The 22,073-nt window shown below is 71.7% G+C and carries 18 protein-coding genes and 1 pseudogene; 10 read left to right on the forward strand and 9 right to left on the reverse strand.

Going from position 1 to position 22,073, the window contains the following annotated elements:
* Positions 1–115 precede the first annotated feature (115 nt).
* A pseudogene (locus tag ACWD10_RS11370) lies at positions 116–306 on the reverse strand (NAD(P)-binding domain-containing protein); the annotation flags it as partial.
* A 138-nt stretch (positions 307–444) separates the two neighbouring features.
* Here ACWD10_RS11370 and ACWD10_RS11375 point away from each other — a divergent pair.
* The 4 genes from ACWD10_RS11375 to ACWD10_RS11390 all read left to right on the forward strand — a co-directional run bounded on the left by ACWD10_RS11375 (position 445) and on the right by ACWD10_RS11390 (position 5,589).
* A complete protein-coding gene (locus ACWD10_RS11375; protein WP_451089440.1) occupies positions 445–1,314 on the forward strand; it encodes an LLM class flavin-dependent oxidoreductase in 870 nt (289 codons plus the stop codon).
* 159 nt (positions 1,315–1,473) lie between these two features.
* Complete coding sequence (locus ACWD10_RS11380) at positions 1,474–2,370, forward strand: universal stress protein (RefSeq protein WP_451089442.1); 897 nt, start codon at positions 1,474–1,476, stop codon at positions 2,368–2,370.
* Positions 2,371–2,395: 25 nt separating this feature from the next.
* Positions 2,396–3,202, forward strand: coding sequence for an HAD family hydrolase (locus ACWD10_RS11385; RefSeq protein ID WP_451089443.1), 807 nt, complete (start codon positions 2,396–2,398; stop codon positions 3,200–3,202).
* Positions 3,199–5,589: a glycoside hydrolase family 65 protein gene (locus tag ACWD10_RS11390; RefSeq protein WP_451089445.1), complete on the forward strand. Its 2,391-nt coding sequence runs from the start codon at positions 3,199–3,201 to the stop codon at positions 5,587–5,589. The genes ACWD10_RS11385 and ACWD10_RS11390 overlap by 4 nt, the downstream gene beginning before the upstream one ends.
* A 95-nt stretch (positions 5,590–5,684) precedes the next feature.
* On the opposite strand, the gene ACWD10_RS11395 is transcribed toward ACWD10_RS11390, so the two are convergent.
* A complete protein-coding gene (locus ACWD10_RS11395; protein ID WP_451089447.1) occupies positions 5,685–6,269 on the reverse strand; it encodes a DUF3995 domain-containing protein in 585 nt (194 codons plus the stop codon).
* Between the two features lie 56 nt (positions 6,270–6,325).
* Positions 6,326–7,156, reverse strand: a complete 831-nt coding sequence (locus ACWD10_RS11400; protein WP_451089449.1) for a hypothetical protein — start codon at positions 7,154–7,156, stop codon at positions 6,326–6,328.
* Positions 7,157–7,519: 363 nt separating this feature from the next.
* On the opposite strand from ACWD10_RS11400, the gene ACWD10_RS11405 reads away from it, so the two are divergent.
* The 3 genes from ACWD10_RS11405 (at position 7,520) to ACWD10_RS11415 (ending at position 11,681) form a co-directional block, all read left to right on the forward strand.
* Positions 7,520–8,743 (forward strand): serine hydrolase domain-containing protein, encoded by a 1,224-nt coding sequence (locus ACWD10_RS11405; RefSeq protein ID WP_451089451.1) that lies wholly within the window; start codon positions 7,520–7,522, stop codon positions 8,741–8,743.
* A 267-nt stretch (positions 8,744–9,010) separates the two neighbouring features.
* On the forward strand, positions 9,011–10,702 hold the full coding sequence (abc-f, locus tag ACWD10_RS11410; protein ID WP_451089453.1) for a ribosomal protection-like ABC-F family protein: 1,692 nt from the start codon (positions 9,011–9,013) through the stop codon (positions 10,700–10,702).
* Positions 10,703–10,733: 31 nt separating this feature from the next.
* Positions 10,734–11,681 (forward strand): phosphotransferase, encoded by a 948-nt coding sequence (locus ACWD10_RS11415; protein ID WP_451089455.1) that lies wholly within the window; start codon positions 10,734–10,736, stop codon positions 11,679–11,681.
* Positions 11,682–11,730: 49 nt separating this feature from the next.
* Here the strand turns inward: ACWD10_RS11415 and ACWD10_RS11420 are convergent, their stop codons facing one another.
* The gene (locus tag ACWD10_RS11420; RefSeq protein WP_451089457.1) at positions 11,731–12,897 is read right to left on the reverse strand and encodes a flavin-containing monooxygenase; all 1,167 of its coding nucleotides are present in this window, start codon (positions 12,895–12,897) and stop codon (positions 11,731–11,733) included.
* A gap of 132 nt (positions 12,898–13,029) precedes the next feature.
* On the opposite strand from ACWD10_RS11420, the gene ACWD10_RS11425 reads away from it, so the two are divergent.
* Positions 13,030–14,289, forward strand: coding sequence for a flavin-containing monooxygenase (locus tag ACWD10_RS11425; protein ID WP_451089459.1), 1,260 nt, complete (start codon positions 13,030–13,032; stop codon positions 14,287–14,289).
* Positions 14,286–15,611 (forward strand): cytochrome P450, encoded by a 1,326-nt coding sequence (locus tag ACWD10_RS11430; protein WP_451089461.1) that lies wholly within the window; start codon positions 14,286–14,288, stop codon positions 15,609–15,611. Before ACWD10_RS11425 ends, ACWD10_RS11430 begins: the two co-directional genes overlap by 4 nt.
* 87 nt (positions 15,612–15,698) lie before the next feature.
* Here the strand turns inward: ACWD10_RS11430 and ACWD10_RS11435 are convergent, their stop codons facing one another.
* Positions 15,699–17,528: a glycoside hydrolase family 15 protein gene (locus ACWD10_RS11435; RefSeq protein WP_451089463.1), complete on the reverse strand. Its 1,830-nt coding sequence runs from the start codon at positions 17,526–17,528 to the stop codon at positions 15,699–15,701.
* A gap of 210 nt (positions 17,529–17,738) precedes the next feature.
* Between ACWD10_RS11435 and ACWD10_RS11440 the strand changes: the two genes are divergently transcribed.
* Complete coding sequence (locus tag ACWD10_RS11440) at positions 17,739–18,299, forward strand: hypothetical protein (RefSeq protein WP_451089465.1); 561 nt, start codon at positions 17,739–17,741, stop codon at positions 18,297–18,299.
* Between the two features lie 69 nt (positions 18,300–18,368).
* Here ACWD10_RS11440 and ACWD10_RS11445 read toward each other — a convergent pair whose 3' ends face one another.
* The 4 genes from ACWD10_RS11445 to ACWD10_RS11460 all read right to left on the reverse strand — a co-directional run bounded on the left by ACWD10_RS11445 (position 18,369) and on the right by ACWD10_RS11460 (position 21,889).
* Entirely contained in the window at positions 18,369–18,524 is a 156-nt protein-coding gene (locus ACWD10_RS11445; RefSeq protein ID WP_451089467.1) for a hypothetical protein, read from the reverse strand.
* Positions 18,525–18,662: 138 nt separating this feature from the next.
* Positions 18,663–19,460, reverse strand: coding sequence for a PIG-L deacetylase family protein (locus tag ACWD10_RS11450; protein WP_451089469.1), 798 nt, complete (start codon positions 19,458–19,460; stop codon positions 18,663–18,665).
* 125 nt (positions 19,461–19,585) lie between these two features.
* Positions 19,586–21,457, reverse strand: coding sequence for a gamma-glutamyltransferase (gene ggt / locus ACWD10_RS11455; RefSeq protein ID WP_451089471.1), 1,872 nt, complete (start codon positions 21,455–21,457; stop codon positions 19,586–19,588).
* A gap of 123 nt (positions 21,458–21,580) precedes the next feature.
* The gene (locus tag ACWD10_RS11460) at positions 21,581–21,889 is read right to left on the reverse strand and encodes a hypothetical protein (RefSeq protein ID WP_451089473.1); all 309 of its coding nucleotides are present in this window, start codon (positions 21,887–21,889) and stop codon (positions 21,581–21,583) included.
* Positions 21,890–22,073: the final 184 nt, after the last annotated feature.

Raw genomic sequence — 22,073 nt, forward strand, 5'->3', positions numbered from 1 at the left:
CGTTCCGATGGTCATCCGGCCGCTGCTGCCGGTGCCGGCCTGGCTGGAGGGACGGGGCGGGGCGGGGCGGGCAGCCGGAGGGCTACTGCCGCCGCATGATGCTGGATGCGTGCGCTGCCGCAGCCCCGAAAGGCAGCGCAGCCAAGACCACTTGGCCGGACTCGGCCGCCGCGCGGAGGCTGGTCGGCTTCGCGCTGCCTCCGATGCGCGACGCGAGCCGCTCCGCCTTGTGTGCGTCCCGCCCCCCGATGGTCACCTCACCTCGTGCCCGGCCCGTACCCAGTGGGTGGCGAGCGCGTCGGCCATGTTGCCCGTCCCGGCCTGCCGGACCAAGACCGGCGGGCATCCGGAGGAATGGGCGCGGTAGCGCGAGCAGCCCTGCCGTGCAGCCGCCGGGGTCCGAATGCGATTGCCCCTGTGCGGACAGCTGCGCATCCTGCTGGAATGCGCTTCTCCATCAACATCCCCAATTTCGGTGACTTCGCCGACCCTCGTAACGTCGCGACCGTGGCGGCTGCCGCCGAACAGGCCGGCTGGGACGGGCTCTTCGTCTGGGATCACGTACTGCACCGGCAGCACCAGGGGCGTCCCTTCGCAGACCCCTGGATGCTGCTGACCGCGGCCGCGCTGGCGACCTCCCGGATCCGGCTGGGCACCCTGCTCACGCCCGTGCCCCGTTACCGTCCGCAGCAACTCGCCCGCCAGGTAGCCACCCTGGACCACCTCAGCAACGGCCGGGCCATCTTCGCCGCCGGCCTGGGCGGTCCGATCGAGGACGAATACCGCAGCTTCGGCGACACCGCCGAACCACGCCTCCTCGCCGAGCGCCTTGACGAGGGACTGGACCTGCTGAGGCGCTTCTGGTCCGGCGAGCCGGTGAACCACCACGGTCGGCACTACGAGGTACGGGACGTGACACTGCTGCCTGCCACCGTGCAGCGGCCCGGCCCGCCGGTGTGGATCGGCGGGTTCTGGCCGAGTCGTCCGCCCATGCGGCGGGCAGCGCGGTGGGACGGCGCGGTGCCGCTGTTCGAATCGGCCCGGCATGGGCAGGTGCCCGATGTGGCGGAGGTCCGGGATCTTGTCGGCTACGTACGCGAACACCGTACGGCTGGGACCGAGGCCGAGCGCCCCTTCGAGTTCGTGCTCGGCGGTGCCACGCCTCCGGACGCTGCCAAGGCCAGGGACGCCATCGGTCCGCTGCGCGACGCGGGCGCCACCTGGTGGGACGAGCGACAGGTCCAGACCGGTCCCGACCTGTACCGCCTGCCCCCAGTCCTGCGCCGCATCGAGGCGGGGCCACCGGTGATCTGACCATCCCTTCCGGGGTCGGCCGCCCGAGCACCGGCGCCGGCGCTCGGGCAGGTGGCCGACTGTCCCGGGCCCGCGGACGAGCACGCCCTGCGGCCTACCCCTCCGCGGTGTCACGCTGGGAGGAGAGGACGGTCCGTCCCGGGCGGCACGGCGGTGCACATGCGAGAGGCGGTGCTGATCGTGGCCCTCCCTCTGGTCGTGGGTGTCGACGGTTCGCAGTCCAGTCTCGAGGCCGTCGACTGGGCGGTGGACGAGGCGGCGCGGCATGGCCTGCCCCTACGGCTCGTCCAGGCCGCGCCGTGGGAGAAGCACCAGGGAGCGGTCCTCGCCGAGAGCCCGGGCCGCCCGTACGATCAGTCCTTGGCCGAGGACAGCGTCCATGCCGCGACGGAACGGGCCCGGCGCCGCCATCCCGACGTGGCCGTCTCCGGCGCCGTGCTGCCCGGTGAGGCGGTGGACGCCCTCCTGCGGGCGGCACACGACGCGGGCGCCCTGGTCACCGGCCAGCACGGCCGCGGCCGGGTGGCCGGTCTGCTCCTGGGCTCCGTCAGCCTGGCCCTGGCGGCGCGGGCCCCCTGCCCGCTGATCGTCGTACGGGGCGACGAGGAGAGCCGCGAGGGCACGCACCGGCGCGTCCTGCTCGGCGTCGGCGACGCCGGGACCGGCACTGCCGCGGTCGGGTTCGCTCTGCGTGCGGCGCAGGCCCGGGGGTGCGTGCTCGAGGCGGTACGCGCGTATCGCGGCCCGGCGCACGACATGGTCGATCATCCCCTGCTCGTCGGAGAGCCCGCCCACCTTCTCCAGCAGGAGGCCGCGCTGCTCCTCGACGAGGCGCTGGACACCGCGGTCCAGGAACACCCGCGGGTCGAGGTGGACCGCTCCACCGTCGAGGGCTCCGCGCGCAAGGTCCTCCTGCGCCGGTCGGCCGCGGCGGACCTGCTCGTCATCGGCGCGCATCACCGCCACGGTCCGGTCGGCCCGCATCTCGGCCGGGTCGCGCACGCCGTGCTCCACCACGCCTCGTGTCCCGTGGCCGTCGTGCCGCTCCCCGACTGAACCGCCCTGCGTGTGAGGGGACTTCATGACCGCGCACCTCATGACCACACTCGCCGCGCCGCTGAGGGGCCTGCGGGCCATCGTGCTCGACACCGACGGTGTGATCACCGACTCGGCCCGGGTCCACGCCGCGGCCTGGAAGGCCGCCTTCGACGCCTTCCTGCGCGAGCGTCCCCCGGACGACCCCGACGCGCGGCGGCCGTTCGACGCGGAGTCGGACTACCTGCGGTACGTGGACGGCATGTCCCGCCTGGACGGTGCCGCCTCGTTCCTCACCTCCCGCGGCCTGCGGCCGAGCCAGGAGGACGTGGAAACCGTGGCGGCGGCCAAGGAGCGGATCTACGTGGCGCGCCTGGGCGAGGGCGGCATCCGCGCCTATCCCGGCACGGTCCGGCTGCTGCACGTCCTGATCCGCGAGGGCGTGCCGGTCGCCGCGGCCTCCGCGTCGAAGCACGCCCAGGCACTGCTCGTCCAAGCCGGTGTCCGCGGCCTGTTCGACGTACTGGTCGACGGAGCCGAAGCCGCCCGTCTCCGGCTGCCGGGCAAGCCCGAGCCCGCACTGTTCCTGGAGGCGGCCCGTCGGCTCGCCGTACCCGTCGAGCACACCGCGGTCGTCGAGGATTCCTTGGCGGGTGTCGAGGCGGGCCGACGCGGCGGCTTCGGCCTGGTCATCGGCGTGAACCGGGGGTCCCGCCCCGATGCCGATGCCGATGCCGACGCCGACGCCGACGCCGACGCCGACGCCGACGCCGACGAGGAACTGCGGTGTCGCGGCGCCGATGTCGTGGTACGCGATCTCGGTGACCTGCTCGTCGAAGGGACATCGTCGTGACGGCCATGACCTGGGAGTACGAAGGATATGACGCGGGGCAGGAACAGCTCAGGGAAGCGCTGTGCACGCTGGGCAACGGCTACTTCGCCACGCGTGGCGCGCTGCCGGAGTGCGCGGCCGACGACGTGCACTACCCGGGCACGTACGCCGCGGGCTGCTACAACCGGCTCACCTCGACGGTGTCCGGTCGGCGGGTCGAGAACGAGGACATGGTCAACCTGCCGAACTGGCTGCCGGTCCGCTTCCGCGTCCGCGGTCCGGAGGGCACCGGCGCGTGGCTCACGCCGGACACCGCCACGGTGCTCGAACACCGCTTGACCCTCCATCCGGGTTCGGGCCTCCTGGAGCGCAGCACACGGTACGAGGACGAGTCCGGGCAGCGGATCGGGGTGCGGCAGCTGCGCATCGTGCACATGGCGGACCCTCATCTGGCCGCGCTGCGCACGGAGTTCAGCACCGAGCAGCGGGCCTGCGAGCTCGAGGTCGAAGCGGCGCTCGACGGGACGGTCACCAACTGCGGCGTCGCCCGCTACCGGGACCTGGAAGGCCGCCACCTCACCCACGGACACACCGGCACGGCCGCCCCGGACACGGTGTGGCTGCGCTGCCGCACGCGGCACTCGGACATCCGGATCGGCATGGCGGCCAGGACCACCTCCGACGCCGCGGCGGCGGCCGAGACCCGGCGCGAAGGACCGCGCGTGACGCAGGTGTTCCGCTTCGCCCTGTCGCCCGCGGCCACCGTCACGCTCGACAAGACCCTGGCCCTGCACACCTCACACGACCCGGCGATCACCGACCCGCTCCAGGCCTCCGTCGACCGCGTGGGCGAGGCCCCCGGCTTCGACGAGCTCCTGAAGTCGCACCGCACCGCGTGGCACCAGCTCTGGCGCAGGGCCGACCTCGACGTGCCGGGCGAGGCAGGACGCATCCTGTGTCTGCACCTCTTCCATGTGTTGCAGACGCTGTCCCCGCACACGGCCGACCTCGACGTCGGCGTCCCGGCCCGCGGGCTGCACGGTGAGGCGTATCGGGGCCATGTCTTCTGGGACGAGCTGTTCGTCCTGCCCTATCTCAACCTGCACTTTCCCGAGGTGTCCCGCGCCTTGCTCACCTACCGGCACCGACGCCTCGGGCGGGCCTGCGCGGCGGCCCGGCAAGCCGGCCGCACGGGCGCCATGTTCCCGTGGCAGAGCGGCAGCGACGGGCGCGAGGAGACCCAGGAACTGCACCTCAACCCGCGTTCGGGGCGCTGGCTGCCCGACCACTCCCGGCTGCAGCACCACGTCGGCTCGGCCATCGCGTACAACGTCTGGCGTTATGTCGAGGCGAGCGGCGACACCGAGTTCCTGCACACCAAGGGCGCCGAGATGGTGCTGCAGATCGCCCGCTTCTGGGCGCACTCGGCGGCGTACGACGAGGCGCTCGGCCGCTACCGCATCCGCGGTGTGGTGGGCCCCGACGAGTATCACGACGGCTATCCGGACAGCGACCGGCCGGGGCTCGACGACAACGCGTACACCAACGTCACCGCCGCCTGGGTGCTCAGCCGTGCCCTGGAGCTCCTGCAGACGCTGCCGGAGCCCCGCAAGCGGGAGCTGGTGGAGCGGATCGGGCTCGACGACGGTGAGCTGGAGCTGTGGGAGTCCGTGTCCCGTTCCCTGTATGTGCCCTTCCACGCGGGCGTGATCAGCCAGTTCGAGGGGTACGGCCGCCTCGCGGAGCTCGACTGGCAGTCGTACGTCGAGAGGTACGACGACATCCGCCGCCTGGACCGGATCCTGGAGGCGGAGGACGACTCGGTCAACCGCTACCAGGCGTCCAAGCAGGCCGACGTGCTGATGCTCGGCCACCTCTTCTCCCCCGCCGAACTGCGGGCGCTGTTCCGGCAGCTGGGGTACGACTTCGATGACGCCCTGTGGCAGCGCACGGTGGACTACTACTTGCACCGCACGAGCCACGGGTCCACGCTCAGCGGCCTCGTTCACGGCTGGGTGCTCGCCCGGGTGCGCCGCGCCGAGGCGTGGACGTACGTCCAGGAAGCGCTCGCCGGGGACATCGCCGACGTCCAGGGCGGCACCACCGGCGAGGGCATCCACCTGGGCGCCATGGCCGGCACCCTCGACCTGGTGCAACGCGGCCTCACGGGCCTGGAGACCCGGGACCAGGCCCTGTGGCTCGACCCGGTGCCGCTGCCCGAACTGTCGGAGTACGGCTTCGCCATCCGCTACCACGGCCACTGGGGCGTCCGACTGCGGATACGCCACGGAGAGCTACACATCCACGTACCGGCCTCCGACCGCACCCCCATCCGGATCGAACTGCCGGGCCGCGAGGTGGACATCGAGCCGGGTGAGACCTCGGAACTGACGCTGCCGGACTCCTGAGCCCGGTGGTCGGACACCCTTCCCTCTGCGCGGGGCACCGAGACCTTGAGTCCGGTGCGTGCCTTCGTGTTCGACGCGAACGAACCGTGGTGAGGTCAGGACGAACGTCGGCCGGCTACGAAGGCCGCGCACCCGAAAGCCACACCACCAACGACGAACCAGGGGTTCCACAACACCAACGTCCAGAACCGCTGCCCGGCGCTGATGGACGTGTCCACGTGGGTCGCGTTGCTCAGCAGGAGGAACTCGACGCCGACGGCGCGGATCAGGAGCAACGCGGCCACCCCCCATCCCAGGCACCTCACCACCAATCCAGGAACCCCGTGGAGCCGCCAGCGGGCCAGCGCCCACCCCAGCAGGCCCCCGACCAGGCACAGTGCCCCAACACCCCACAGACCAGTGACGACGAACCAGATCGGCCGTTCAGCGGCCAGTCTGTCTCCCGCCGAAACGCTCAGACCCCAGTCACCACCAAGGGCCCAGTAGAAGTGAAGCCCGCCAAAGAGGCTCGCCCACAGGCACGCGAGGTACCCCCACCAACCGCGTAGGTGTATCCGCGCGCTCACACCGCTCCCCTCAGCAGCCGACCAGGTTTGCCGCGACTGTACCCGGCAGAGTGCTGCAACAGGCCTACGGGGCAGAGGGCGTACGAGGCACGGGGCCGCGCCGCGGGCGTGCATCGTCCGCAGGGCCGCAGGGTCGCAGGGCCGCAGGTGCGACAAGGCCACGTCTCCACTTACGAGTTGGTCTCTGCCTGCGTCTTCTCGCTGGTCGACTCGGTGGTGGTGGCCGAGTCGGTGGTGGTGGCCGACTCGGGCGTCGTCGGAACGGCGCTTGCGGGCGTGGCGGCGGAGGAGCCGGTCGTCGCGACGCCGAACCACACCGCGCCCTGCTTCTCCTCGCGTTCGATCGCGCCCTTGCGCAGCAGTCCGTTGAGCGCGTTGCGCACCGATTGCGTGCTGGACGCGCGCTCGGGGTGCTTCTGCTTCAGCTCGTCGAAGATCTCGCGCACCGTGCGCCGTTCCGGCGCATGCTGGTCCAGGAGGCCGGAGACGACGTCCTGCAGCGTGGGTCCCCGACCGGCCTTCGGGGCGTCGCCCTCCTTGGCATTGGTGCTCTTGGCGTCGGTGCTCTTCTTGGCGGCCGCGCTCTTCGGCGCGGCGACGTTCTTCGCGCTGCCGCCCTTCTTCGTGCCCGCGGACCCCTTCGCGCCGGTGGCCTTCGTTTCGGGTGCCGCGTTGGTTGCGGCTGCGGACTTCTTCGCCCGCTTCGGCTCCGTGTCGGTGCTCGCCGCCGCCTTCTTACGGCTCCGCCGCTGCTGCGGGACGGACTCCGCGGTGACCTTGGCCTCGTCGGTCACCGTCTCCGGGGTTGCGACGGGCTCTTCCCGCGGTGTGGTCTCGTGGCCGAGGGCCGCGAGCAGACCGCTCAACGTCGTGTGGTCCTCGCGCAGTTGGCGGAGGCGCTCTTCAAGTTCCTTCTGTTCCTGCTCGTTCCGTGCCAGCTCCTGTGCGAACTGCGGGGCGTACCGGTCCTGGACCGAAGAAGTGACCTGCTCGTCAGACACAACGGCTCCCTTTCGTCGAGTTGTTGGAATTGAGTTGAGCCCGGATGCTAATCACCCAGGTGTGTCTTCTGTCCAGCGAAGTTGCACTACCTCACCCAACGCGGGCCGGAAGTTCAGCATTTGAGGCACACGACGACCGCTCGGCTCGTAAGGTTGCCCGGCTGATTCACGGTGCCGCGACCGACGCCCAGGACCGGCACACGCACCCGCACCCGCACTGCGGCGAGGGACGGTGGTGGTTGCCATCGTCTCTCGCCGCGGCGATTACTTCTCGTCGCGACGGGGGTCTGCATGTATGTGCGTAGTGGGGAACCCATCCGCCACGCACCTGGGGCCGATAACTGCCGCGAGGAAGCGAGACCTATGAGCCGCCGACTGAGCCGCCGACAGGACCTTCAGAGCCTCCTTGCCTCGCATGTCGCCGAGGAGTCGCTGTGCGGAGCGGTCGCCCTGGTGGCGCGGGGCGAGCGGGTCGAGGTGGCCGCCGCGGGGTCGGCGGACCTCGACGGGCACCGGCCCATGACGCGGGACTCGATCTTCCGGATCGCCTCGCTCACCAAGCCCGTCGTGGCCGCGGCGGTGCTGACGCTGGTCGACGACGGCACGCTCACCCTCGACGCCCCGGTCTCCACCTGGCTGCCGGAGCTGTCCGCCCCGATGGTGGTGCGCACCCCGCAGTCCCCGCTGGACGACGTGGTGCCTGCCGAGCGGCCGATCACGGTGCAGGACCTGCTCACCTTCCGCGCGGGATACGGTTTCGCGCCGGACTTCGCACTGCCCGCGGTGGCCGCGCTGGTCAGCGAGTTGTACCAGGGGCCGCCGCAGCCGCAGTTGGTGGTCGCGCCGGATGAGTGGATGGCGACGCTGTCCCGGATTCCGCTGCTGCATCAGCCAGGTGCGGCCTGGCTCTACAACACCTGCTCGGACATCCAGGGCGTCCTGGTCGCCAGGGCCTCGGGCCGTCCGTTGCCAGAGTTCCTCGCGGAGCGGCTGTTCGTGCCGCTCGGCATGGTCGACACGGCGTTCCACGTACCGGCCGGGAAGCTCGACCGGTTCACCGACTACTACCGGGCGGGCGGGGCAGGCAGCGGCGGCCTTGACCTTGTGGACGCCCCCGGGGGGCAGTGGAGCCGACCGCCCGCGTTCCCCTCTGGCGCGGGCGGCCTGGTGTCGACCGTCGACGACTGGTGTGCGTTCGCCCGCATGCTGCTCGCCGGGGGTGAGTACGGCGCCCGCCGCGTGCTCTCGGTCGAGTCGGTGCGCCTGATGACCACCGACCACCTCACCGCCGCGCAACGCGCGGACAGCACCCTGTTCCTCGACGGTCAGGGCTGGGGTTTCGGCGGCTCCGTCGACGTCTCGCCACCCCTCAACTCCTGGAATGTGCCGGGCCGTTACGGCTGGATCGGCGGCCTCGGCACGGCCGCGCACCTCGTCCCGGCCACCGACGCGGTCACGATCCTGATGACCCAGCGCGAACTGACCGGGGCGGCGGAATTCCCCGCGGTGATGCGGGACTTCTGGACCTACGCGGCCGACGCACGGCACAACGGGGACCGACCCTGCCCCGATACCCGACGGGCATGATCAGCCTCGCCGGGGCACGTCGTTCCGTATCCGCTTCACGCCCTCTGGGCCCGAGGCCACGTACGCCACGTACCGCGGCAACCACCAGATGGGGAGCCCGGGCAGGTGGCGCGGATCACGGACTTCGTCGGGTGCACGACTAGAGACGAGACGCATCGTCTTGTTATGGTGGGCGCATGGCTTCCTTCTGCTTTCTCTGAGTCCGGGCACGGCCGACGCCGCCGTTTCTGCTGCCCGTAGACCCTTCGCATCCCCAGGGAAAGTCACATGCGCGAACGCGCCCATACCGCTGTGCCCGCTGCCGTGGCGCAGCTGTCCGTCAAGGACGTCACCAAGTCCTACGGCACCCGGACCATCCTCGATCAGGTCTCCTTCACCGTCCGCCCGGGTGAGAAGGCCGCCGTCATCGGCGAGAACGGCTCCGGCAAGTCCACCCTGCTGCGGTTGCTGGCCGCGGCCGAAGCGCCGGACGCCGGGGAGATCACCGTCAGCTTCCCCGGCGGCACCGGTCACCTCGCCCAAACCCTCGTTCTCGACCTGGACTGCACCGTGCAGGACGCCGTCGACCTCGCCCTCGCCGAACTGCGCGCCATGGAGCGACGGTTGCGCACGGCGGAGGAGCTCCTCGGCGAGGCGACGGAGGACGAACTCGCCGCGTACGGCGAGCTGCTGACCGCCTACGAGGAACGCGGCGGCTACGCGGCGGACGCCCGCGTCGACGCCGCCCTGCACGGGCTGGGCCTCGCCACGATCACCCGCGACCGCGTGCTCGGCTCGCTCTCCGGCGGCGAGCGGTCCCGGCTCGCGCTCGCCTGCGTGCTTGCCGCCGCCCCCGAGCTGCTGCTCCTCGACGAACCGACGAACCACCTCGACGCGGCGGCCGTGCGCTGGCTCGAGGACCATCTGCGCGCGCACCGCGGCACCGTCGTCGCGGTCACCCACGACCGCGGCTTCCTCGAGCGCGTCGCCACCACGATCCTTGAGGTCGACCGGGACGCGCGCACAGTGCACCGGTACGGCGACGGCTTGCCCGGCTACCGCGCCGCGAAGGCCTCCGCCCGACGCCGCGCCGAGCAGGAGTACGCGGACTGGCTCCAGGAGGTGGCCCGTACCGAGGAACTGCTTCAGGCCGCCGGGAAGCGGCTTGCCACCACCGGCAAGGACCCCCGGCAGGGGTTCGGCAAGCACCGCCGCTCCCACGAGGCGAAGCTCGGCGGACAGGTGCGGGCGGTCCGGGAGCGGCTGGCCCACCTGCAGCGCAACCCGGTCGCGGCGCCGCCCGAACCGCTGCGGTTCACCGCGGTGCTGTCGGCGGCGGGCGCCGAGCATCCCGGCGAGCGCGCCTGCCCCGGCTCTCGGCCTCGCCCTCGCCCCAGCACGGGGTGCCCCATTGCCGAGCTCGACGGCGTAGCGGTCGGCGACCGGCTCCGCCTGGACGGGCCGTTGGCGATCGGGCCCGGGCAACGGCTCCTTGTCACGGGCGAGAACGGTGCGGGCAAGACGACGCTGCTGCGCGTCCTGGCGGGCGACCTGGAGCCGGATGCGGGCACGGCACGCCGCCCGGCCCGGATCGGGTACCTGCCGCAGGAGCTGCCGACGCACTCCACGCGGCTGCCGCTGCTCGCCGCCTTCGCGGGCGGGCGGACCGGACTGCCGGAGGAGTACGCCGAACAGCTCCTTGCGCTGGGGCTGTTCCGTGAGGAGGACCTGCACGTCCCGGTCGCGGCGCTGTCCGCGGGACAGCAGCGGCGGCTGCAGCTCGCGCGCCTGGTGACGCGGCCCGCGGACCTGCTCGTACTCGACGAGCCGACGAACCACGTCGCGCTCGACCTGGTCGAGGATCTGGAGGCGGCACTCGCGGCGTATCCGGGAGCGGTGGTCGCGGTCTCGCACGACCGCGGCTTCCGCGCACGGTTCCCGGGCGAACGCCTTGAGCTGCGTGGTGGCCGCAGGCGCTGACACACCACACCCCACACCGAAGGACCGAGCCATGACCACCTTCCTGACGCCACAACACATCGCCCACCGCACTGCCGCCGCAGTCGACGCGGCTGTCGGAGCAGGGCGCGCCCTCGGACTCACCGTGACCGACGCCAGGGTGCTCCATGACCTCTTCTCCGTCGTGGTCCACCTCGCGCCCTCGCCGGTCGTGGCCCGGATTCCGACCGTCCTGCCGCACCACGAAGACCTTGATGCCCTCGCACGACGCCAGCGGACGGAACTGAACGTGACGCGGTGGCTCGCGGGCCAGGGAACGCCCGTGATCCCGCCCAGCCCTCTCGTGCCACCCGAAGCCGTTCAGCGCGACGGGTTCTCGATGACGTTCTGGCAGTTCGTCGACGAAGACCGGTCCCAAGAGCCCGACTATGTGGCGAACTCCGAAAGCGTTGCCGTCCTGCACGCCGCGATGCGCGCCTACCCGGGCCGTCTGTCGTTTCTGTCCGCAGCCGACCCGCAGTTCATTACGGAGAGCCTGGTCCTGCTCGACAGGCTCCCCGGTCTCGTCGGTGCGGCCGAGCTGGACCGCGCGCGCCGCGAGTGGCAGGTCCTGGAACCGCTCGTGCGCTCACGCACGGCCTTCGAAGAAGCGTTCCCGGGGATCGAACTCCAGCCGATCCACGGCGACTCCCCGCCCGCGAACATCTTCCCCGGGGTGGACGGGAACCGCTACGCCGACTTCGAGCTGGTGACGTTGGGCCCCGTCGAGTGGGATCTGGCCTCTCTCGGGCCCGACCTCGCATCCGCCTACAACCGCGGCGCGCGGCGCGCGGGCATGAGGCCGCTGGACGAGGACGTCCTGCGCTTCGTGAACGCCGTGGGGATGCTGCGGGCCGTCTCCGCCTTCGCGCTCGCACCGCAACTGCCCCAACTGCTGGAATACCTGCAACCAGCCCTCGCCCAATGGCAGACGACGCCGTTCGCCGGTGGCCTGTGGTGACCGGCGATGCGCGGCTCCTCGACCGGGTCCGGTCGTCTCTGATCAGGTCCTATCCGACCGTACGCCGGAGGGCGCGCGCGATGGCGCGGGCTTCGACGCGTCCCTCGCGCATCGGTCCCGTGAGGGGGTTGGCGTAGCCGGTGAAGTAGAGGTGCGGGGCTGCGGGATGGGTGCGGGCTCCGTGGACGGCCGGGTAGCCGTCAGGGGTGAGGATGCCGTCGAGGTCCGGCAGGAGCGGGCGGAGAGCGGGGCGGTAGCCGGTCGCGGCGATGACGGCGTCGGGCGTCAGACGCGAGCCGTCGGCCAGTAGTACCTCCGGGCCGTCGAAGCCCTCGACCGCCGCTACGGGCCGGACCCGCCCCGACCGCACAGCCGCCACGAAACCGTGGTCAAGGACCGGATTCACCCCCTCACGAAGGTTACGGGTGAACGCTCCGCTCCGGGGCCGGGGCAGACCGTACCCGGTCAGGTCGGGGACAAGGGCCCGCTGTAGCAGCTGTACCGTCCCGTCGGCCCAGGCCGTCGGGATGCGCTGGGCGAACGCGCCCGCGCGGTAGAGCCTGCTGATGTCCCTGGGCAGGATGGTGGGCGGGGTACGTACGGCCAGCCACACGCGTGCGGCTCCGTTGCCCGCCAGGGCGGTGGCGATCTCGGTGCCCGTGTTGCCCGAGCCCGCGACGAGTACCGAACACCCGCGATACGGGGCGGGGTTGCGGTACTCGGCGGCGTGAGCGAATGTGCCGGTGAACGCATCGCGTCCCGGCCACTCCGGCAGGTACGGGGTGTGGCAGCGGCCGGTGGCCACCACGACCGCGCAGGCCGCGATCGGCCCGCCCGGTGTCTGCACCCGCCAACGCACCGCCCGGGAGTCGTCCTCGCCGCAGGGCTCGATCCGGGCCGCTGGAGTGTTGAGGCGGACATCGAGTTCGTGGTGGGAACGGTAGCGCTCCAGGTAGCGCACGAAATCGTCCCGCGTCGCCCAGGGCCCGTATGCCCGGGGCAGTCGGAGCCCTGGGAGGCTGGAGAAGGAGGGCGTGGTGTTCAGACGCAGGTGATCGTGCTGGGATCGCCAAGTGGCCCCGAGGGCCTCGGAGCGCTCAAGGACGACCACGGGGATGCCCGCACGGCGCAGCAGGGCGGCGGTGGCCAGGCCGTTGGGTCCGGCGCCGATGACCACGGCCGGAGCGGGGGCGGAAGAGCGGGGGTAAGTCGTCATCGCCCGGCCCCAACGAGCTGGGTGCCCCCGCGTCACGCGATGCGTCCACGGACCGATCGCGTCCGGAGAAGACCGTGCGTATGCGGGTTGACGGTCAGTGACCCGCGGGGACCGGCTTCGTTGAAGGCGGCGATGCCTGGATACCCACACACCCATCCTGAACTGGCGGCTGTGGTCATCGGAGCGGGACCGTACGGACTCGCGGTCGCGGCCATGCTGCGCCGGGCGAACGTTCCCGTCGTCGTCCTGGAGCGCTCGGACCGCGTCGGCGCGAGCTGGGCCGGGCGCTATGACCATCTGCGGCTGCACACCACGCGGGGCTCGTCCAAACTGCCTGGGCTCGCGATGCCGTGGCGGTACGGACCCTGGGTGGGCCGGGACGATTTCGTACGGTACCTGGAGCGGTATCGCGGCCACTACGAGCTGGATGTGCGCCTTGGGAGTCGGGTGCGCCGGATCGAACCGGCCGCGCCGGGCCCGGGGGCGCAAGGCCCGATGACGCAAGGCCCGGGGGCGCGCTGGCTGGTGCGTACGTGCGCCGACGTCGTGGCGGCTCGCGCGGTCGTGGTGGCCACCGGCCGCTGCCACACCCCGTACCTGCCGGAGTGGCCGGGACGCGATGCGTTCACCGGCACACTGGCGCACGCCGCCGAGTACCGGAACCCCGCTGCCTACACAGGTCGTACGGTGCTCGTAGCGGGCGCCGGGAACAGCGGTACCGAAATCGCCACGGCCCTGGCGGACAGCGGGGCCAAGAAGGTGTGGCTTTCCGTGCGCACGCCACCGAACATTCTCCCGCGCTCCAGCAGCCGGTGGTCCGCGGCGGGCCGGCTGATGGATCGTCTGCCGATCGGATGGCGCGACCGCCTCTCCCTTCTGACACAACGCCTCTCGGTTCCGGACCTGAGCCCGTACGGGCTGCCGCGCCCACGCGTCGGCGTCTACAGCCGTAACCTTCGTGAGGGGGTGAATCCGGTCCTTGACCACGGTTTCGTGGCGGCTGTGCGCTCGGGACGGGTCCGGCCCGTAGCGGCGGTCGAGGGTTTCGACGGCCCGGAGGTACTCCTTGCCGACGGCTCGCGTCTGACGCCCGACGCCGTCATCGCCGCGACCGGCTACCGCCCCGCTCTCCACCCACTCCTGCCGGACCTCGACGGCATCCTCACCCCTGACGGCTACCCGGCCGTCCACGGAGCCCGCACCCATCCCGCAGCCCCGCACCTCTACTTCACCGGCTTCACCAACCCCCTCAACGGCGCCCTCCACCAAGCGGGCATCGAGGCCCGCCCCATCGCCCACGCGATCCGCCGCGACACGGCCACGCCACGGCTCCCCGGTCCCCGCATTCCCGATCTCGACGCGGGGCCGCTGCACGGAAGAAACGCCCGATGACGGTACGGGTTCCCGGAGCGGTACCGGCACCCGGCGCGCTCCCCGGTCTAGGCCACCTCTGGGCCGTGCTACGCGATCCCATCGCGTTCGCCGGCTCACTCCCCGCGCACGGCGACCTCGTGGAGATCCGCCTGGGCCCCGCGCGCGCCTACGTGCCGTGCCACCCAGAGCTGCTCTGGCAGGTCCTCACCGACGACCGCACCTTCGACAAGGACGGCACCCTCTACACCAAGGTACGGGCGGTCGCCGGCAACCCCCTGCCGCTGTGTACCCGGCAGGACCACCGCAGGCAGCGGCGCCTGACGCAGCCCGCCTTCCGCCGCAGCCGCATCGAGGACTTCAGCGCGGTCATGGCCGACGAGTTCGAGGCCGCCACGTCCCGGTGGTCGGAAGGCCAGGTCCTCGACGCCTTCCCGGTGCTCTTCGACGCCTCCCTGCGCACCGTCTGCCGCACGCTCCTCGCCCTGAGCCCAGGCCCTGACGCGGTACGCGAGTTCCGGCAGGCGCTCGCCACCGGGCTGCGGGGCTTCCTGCCCGGCTTCCTCCTCCCCGCACCACTGGAGCGCCTGCCGCTGCCGTTCATCCGGCACCCGCAGCTGATGCGGGCCCTGGAACGCGCCCGCGACATCCTGCTGCACAGCGGCGCATCAGGCGCGAGCCAGGAGAGCAGCGCCCTGTTCACCGCCCTGACGACACCCCGGGGCAACTGCCCCGCCATGACCGAGCGGGAGCGCGGCGAGCAGCTCGTGCCAATGATCATCGCGGGATCGGACACCGTCGCCTCGCTGCTTTCCTGGACGCTGTATCTCCTCTCCCACCACCCGGAGGCCGAACACCGCCTCCATGCCGAAGCCGACGCTCTCCCGTCGGTCCGGTGGGAGCACCTGGGGCGGCTCCCCCACACCACCCGTGTCCTCACCGAGGCCCTGCGCCTCTACCCGCCCGCCTGGCTGATGCCCCGCAGCACCACCACGACGGTCCGGCTCGGCTCCGCCGAACTGCCCCGCGCCACGACCGTCCTGTTCTGCGGCGCCGCGGTCCATCGCCACCCGGACGTCTACCCCCACCCACACACCTTCGACCCCGACCGCTGGCTCCCGCACCGAGCCCAGAGCCTTCCCCGCGGGGCCTTCGTACCCTTCGGCGCCGGGCCACGCACCTGCATCGGAGACCACTACGGAATGGCCGAAGCCACCCTCGCCCTCGCCACGATCGCCCGCCGCTGGACCCTCCGTATCCACCCCCGGTCCGACCCCCGCCCCACCGCCCTCGGCACCGTCCTCACCCCCCGCCGCCTCCTGCTGCGCCTCCATCGCCGCTGAACACCCGCGGCTACCAGTGCCGTCGCGACGGGGACCAGGAGGGACGCGTCTGACGCCCGACCAGCCCGACCAGCCCAATCAGCCCCATCAGCCCGCTCGGCCGGTTCGGCCTGTTCGTGTGCGGTCGGCGTCGGTGGCGTGACGGTCGAGTTCGTACGCGGTGTGGATCAGTGGGACGTGGGTGAACGCCTGCGGGAAGTTGCCGAGTTGGCGCCGGACACGGGGGTCGTACTCCTCGGCGAGCAGCCCCACGTCGTTGCGCAGGGACAGCAGGTGTTCGAAGAGCTCGCGCGCCTCGTTCTCGCGTCCGATGAGACGTAGCGCGTCCGCGAGCCAGAACGAGCAGCCGAGGAAGGCGCCTTCGCCGCCGGTCAGCCCGTCCGGTGAGCCGGCCCGTCCGGCGGTATAGCGCCGGACCAGGCCGTCGACGACCAGCTCCCGCTGGACGGCCTCGACGGTGCCCACCACCCGCGGATCGTCCGGCGGAAGGAACCCGGTCCGCGGGATGAGCAGCAGGGACGCGTCGAGTTCGGGCGAGCCGTAGGACTGCGTGAACGTGCCGCGTACCGCGTCGAAGCCCTGGTCGCAGACCTCACTGTGGATACGGTCCCGGAGCTCGCGCCACCGGTCGACGGGCCCCGGCCTGCCGTGCCGCTCGGCCATCCGCACCGCCCGGTCGAAGGCCACCCAGCACATCACCTTGGAGTGGGTGTAGTGCCGTGGCGCGCCGCGCATCTCCCACAGCCCTTGGTCCGGTCCGGACCACACCTGCTCCAGATGCTCGAGCCACGCCCGCTGCAGGGACAGCAGGTGGCGCTCCGGCCGCAACCCGGCCCGCAGCGTGAGCGCCAGCGTGTCCATCAACTCACCTGGTACGTCCAGCTGTTGCTGCCCCACAGCGGCGTTGCCGATGCGCACCGGGCGGGACGCCTCGTATCCGGGCAGCCAGTCCGCCTGCCACTCCGTGAGCCGACGCTCGCCGCCGATGCCGTACATGATCTGAAGGTCCTGTGGCCGTCCGGCCACCGCGCGCTCCAGCCAGCCGCGCCACGCATCGGCCTCTGCGGTGAAGCCGCTGCGCAGCAGGGCCTCCAGGGTCATCGCGGCGTCCCGCAGCCAGCAGTAGCGGTAGTCCCAGTTGCGGACGCCGCCGGGCAGTTCGGGCAGCGAGGTGGTCGGGGCGGCGACGATGCCGCCGGTCGGCTCGTAGGTGAGGGCCTTCAGCGTGATCAGGGAGCGTACGACGGCGTCGCGATAGCGGCCCTCGTACGAGAAGGGGCGCAGCCACTGGTTCCAGAACCGCTCCGTGCCGCGCAGCGCCTCGAAGGGGTCCACGGGGTCCGGGACGGGCAAGTGGGAGGGGTGCCAACTCAGGACGAACGGGAGCCGCTCACCCGCCCTGACCGCGAACTCGGCGATGTGCGCGCCCTCATGCCGTTGTCCGGTCAGCTCGACCGGTGAGTCGAGGCACACCGCGTCGGGCCCGGCGACGGCGGTCAGCCGCTCCTGCGTGCCGGTCCACCAGGGCACCACGCGGCCGTAGTCGAAGCGCAGGCGCAGGTCCATGTGCAGGGGCACGGTGCCGGTCATGCCCTCCACGATCCGTACGACGCACGGGGCGCCGTCGCCGCGCCCCGGCATGAAGTCCGTCAGCTGCACCCAGCCGGTGGAGGTCTCCCACTCGGTCTCCAGGACGAGGGTGTCGCCGCGGTAGTGACGCTGGGTACAGGACCGGGCCGCGGCCTCCGTGGGGGCGATCTTCCAGCGGCCGTTGCCCTCGTCGCCGAGGAGCGCGGCGAAGCAGGCGGGCGAGTCGAAGCGGGGCAGGCACAGCCAGTCCAGACTGCCGTCGGCACGGACCAGGGCCGCGGTCAGCAGGTCCCCGATCAACGCGTAGTCCTCGATCGGTCCTGGCATGGGCCCATTGTCGTCTCCGGGGCGCATATCGGCGCGCTGACCAGGGCGTATGAGCGCTCAGGTTGCCGCGGGCCGGGGCCGGTGTGCTCCGGAGGCCGGGTTCGGGTGAGCGGCGGCAGCGGCAGCGGCAGCAGCGGCGTACGCGCACAAAGGGCAGGCGGACCGTCGGGCCACCTTGCCAGGCGCTCCCACTGGTGCAACGCTGATTACATGATTACATCGGAGCAGCGCGAGAAGATCCGCGGCTGGTTCGTCGGCCGCCTGCCAGAAGATCTCTACGAGAGCGTCCTCGACGTGACAGTGGACCGCGAGGAGATCACCGTCATCGGCCGCATTCCCGAGCCCCGGCTCGCCGAGTCCGCCTCGGCGGCCGAACGGGAGGCGGCCGTCAAGGGCCGCATCCAAGAGTTCCGGGAGCGCACCCGCGAGGCCCGCATCGCCGTGGCCCAAGAGGCCGAGCAGCGCTTCCGCAGGAAGGTCTCCTGGGGGGCGGCATGCGGCGCGCACCAAGCCCTGTTCACCCACGTCGCGGCCCCCGTCATGACCCGCCTGCGCCAGCCCGAGCGGCAGGTGCTCGACACACTGATCGCAGGCGGCGTGGCCCGCAGCCGCAGCGACGCGCTGGCCTGGTGCGTCCGCCTGGTGCAGCGCCACGCCGACGACTGGCTGACCGAACTACGCGAGTCGCTCGACCACGTCCAGCGCGTGCGCGCCCAGGGCCCGGACGCGGGGCAGGAGGACGGCACCGACGACGAGACCGGTGACGCCTGATCCAACTCGCCGACGGACAGCGACAGGCCCCGTGCTGGAACCACCGCCGGAGCGCCCCGCGGAGCCGGTTCAGTAGGAGCAGCGGTTGAGCATGGACTGCGCGGCGGAGTCGGTCTTCAGGCCCCGGCGGTACTTGGTGTGGATCCAGAACTTCGCGTACCCGCACCAGGAGGCGATGCGCGGCGGCTTCCAGGAGCGCCTCCGGAAGGGGAGTTCGAGCGCCAACAGTTCCAGCGTGAACTTCCCTCAATCGAAAGGGGTTCTAACGGCGCATCAGTGAGTGCATGCGGCATGTGTACGGCGATACGGCCATATCTTGCCTTGGTCCTGAGTCCCGCGCCGTGTGCGCACTCCGAGCGGGGGTCACTCCCAGGGCAGCGGGCCTTCCTGGCGCAGCGTGTGCACGTCGAAGAGCACCGCGGACTCCACGCCGAGGGACCGGCCGCCCATCCGGGCCAGCCAGGTCAGAAAGGGCCGCGGCTCGAAACCGGCACTGCCCAAACCCTTGGTGTACTCGGCGTGCGCCGCGAGCGACGCGATGCCCCGCTCCACCGGCTCGCCGGTCACGTCGACGCCGTGCGTGGGGCGTTCGGCACCGGCGAAGCAGACGTACCGCACCCCGTCCCAGGGCGTGAGACCCTCGTCGGCGAGGTCGGGGAAGATCCACCGGTTGCCCGCGTCGCGGGCGGCGTCCAGGGCCGCCAGACCCACCGCGCGGTGGTCGGCCTGGTTGGTGAGGCCGCCGAACATCCTGACGGTGAAGGCCCCGGACACCACGACCTCGGGCCTGAACCGGCGCATCGCCCGCACCAGGTCACGGCGGAGCGGAAGGCCGTACTCGACGACACCGTCCCGGTGGTCGAGGAACTCGACGTCCGTCACACCGACTTCACGGGCCCCGGCCCGCTCCTCGCCCTCCCGCAGCGGCCCCGCACGATCGGGGTGCATCCCGTCGATGCCCGCCTCGCCGCGGGTGGCGAGCAGATACGCGACCTGCTTGCCCTGCGCGGTCCAGCGGGCGACGGCGGCCGCGGTGCCGTACTCGATGTCGTCCGGATGCGCGACCACCGCGAGACACCGCTGCCAGTCCTCCCGAAGGGCGGGCAGCGGAACATCCCCGGTGCCGCCGCCGTTCGCGCCCTCGGCGTCTGACCCGATCATGACTCCCATGATGGCCATGCCCCGCACCGGACGCCAACGGTGGCTCGGGCATCGCCGTGGCCATATGGGTCGCGGGCACCACAGGCGGCGCCCGGCGAACGCAGGGCCGAGCGCCGCCCGCAAGGTCAGTCGCTCTCGTGCAGCACCATCGCGGAGCCCCCGCCCCGGCGCTTCGGCTCGGCGACCACCTGGAGCCTGCCGTCGGGCAGGAACTCAAGGGCCGCCACTGCCCCGATCTCCGGGGACGGAGTGAAGGTTTCCGGGGCCGGGACGAAGCGGTGTCCCAGGCGTTCCAGTGCCGTGCGCTCGGGCGAGTCGAGGAAGGCCGGTTCGGCTTGGGTCGCCGCCCGGTTCCGCTGCGAGATGCGCGGCGCGGCGACCGCCTGCGGCAGCGGCATGTCCAGGTCGAACCGGTTGACGAGGGTCTGAAGGACCGTGGTGATGATCGTGGCCCCGCCGGGCGAGCCGACGGCGAGCAGCGGCTTGCCGTCGTGCAGCACGATCGTCGGCGACATGCTGCTGCGGGGGCGCTTGCCGGGGCCGGGCAGGTTCGGGTCCGGCACGCCCTCGGTCAGCGGCGTGAAGTCGAAGTCCGTCAGCTCGTTGTTGAGCAGGAAGCCCCGTCCGGGCACGGTGATGGCCGAGCCGCCGGTCTGCTCGATGGTCAGGGTGTACGAGACGACGTTGCCCCAGCGGTCCGCGGTCACCAGGTGGGTGGTGGAGGGCCCCTCGTACGGCTCCTTGCTGCCGGTGCCCTGCTTGCAGCCGGAGCCCGGGTTGCGTGGGTCGGCTGACGCCAGTGGGCTGGTCAGTGCGGCGTCGGGGCGGATCAGGCAGGCGCGGTCCTTGGCGAACTCCTTGGACAACAGTTCCTTGGTGGGTACGTCCGAGAAGGCCGGGTCGCCGACCCAGCGGTTGCGGTCGGCGAAGGCGATCCGGCTTGCCTCCACGTAGTGGTGGAGCGCCTGGCTCTTGTCGGCAGCCGACAGGTCGAAGTTCTCCAGGATGTTCAGCGCCTCGCCGACGGTGGTCCCACCGGACGAGGACGGCGCCATGGAGTAGACGTCAACGCCGCGGTACGTGGTGTGGGTCGGGTCGCGCCGTACGGTCTCATAGTCGGCGAGGTCGCTCTGCTCCATCAGCCCGGGGCGGACCCGACGTTCGGAACTCGGGTCCACCGGCGGCTTCTTGACGGTCTGTACGACGTCGCGCCCGATGTCACCGTGGTAGAGCGCGCCGACACCGTCACGCGCGAGCTCGCGGTAGGTCCGGGCGAGGCCGGGGTTGCGGAAACGGGAGCCGACGACGGGGAGTTCGCCGTGGGGAAGGAACAGCTCGGCGGTGGAGGTGAAGTCGCGGAAGCGGTCCTCGTTGAGCTTGGTCTGGGCGCGGAACTCGTCGTTGACGACGAAGCCTTCGTCGGCGAGGCGGGTGGCCGGACGCAGGGCCGACGCCAGCGGCACCGTGCCCCAGTCCTTCAGGGCCTTCTCCCACGTGGCGGGGGTGCCCGGGACGCCCACGGACAGGCCCGAGTTGACCGCTTCCTGGAAGGGTATGGGCTTGCCGGTCGAGGGGTCGACGAAGGAATCGGAGCGCATCTTCGCCGGGGCGGTCTCCCGGCCGTCGATGGTGCGGGTCTTCCCGGTCCTGGCGTCGTAGTACACGAAGTACCCGCCGCCTCCGATACCCGCCGAGTACGGCTCGACCACACCGAGCGCGGCCGCGGTGGCCACCGCTGCATCGACCGCGTTGCCGCCGTGGCGCAGCACGTTCATTCCGGCCTGCGAGGCATACGGATTCACGCTGGAGACCGCACCTCCGCTACCGACGGCGACGGCCTGCTTGTCCGGCGGTTGAAGCCCGGAGCCACCGCTACCGCTACCGCCACCGGCGGCCGGTGCTCCGGCCGGAGCACCGGTGGCGCTGGTGGACGTCAGGACGGGGATGAGGAGCGCCGTTGCGGACACAACTGCGACGACGGCACGACGGACAGCCAAGGGAGCCTCCGGTGACCTGCGTTGAGGGAATGATCGAACCCTGACAGCGTCCGTGCAGGCCAGCAATGGCGCACAGCAAGATTTGCGTGAGATCTGAGGTTTCCGACCGGTAGCGGTCGGGGCTCAGGCGGCCGCGAAGAGCCGGTCGTACGCCTCCAGTTGCGGAGGGATGCCCACGTGTCCGCGGGCAGTCCGGTGACGGTGACCCGCACGCTGCTGGCCGGGCCAGCCGCCGCCCCACCACAGTTCGTCAATCGTCCCGTACTGGGTGACCAGTTCCTTGACCTGCCGGTACACCTCGTACTTCATGGTCCGCGCGTTCTCCTTGTGCGCGGCGTCGGTGACGTAACCCCACACGTTGGGCAGGCAGTTGGTGCCCGTCACGTCGTAGTAGCTGGGGTAGCGCCAGTCGGGCTGCTGCTCGGCGCCCATGTCGTCGCGGGGGATGCGCGGCAGGGGGATCGGCAGCGGCGGGACGGACCGTCCTCACCCAGACCCAGCCCTACGCCAACCACAACGGCGGCGACCTCCTCATCGGCGACGTCGGCCAGAGCGCCTGGGAAGAGATCGACTGGGCCCCGGCAAGCAGCAAGGGCGGCGAGGTCGTCGCCTTCGC

Source organism: Streptomyces sp. NPDC002851 (assembly GCF_053591935.1).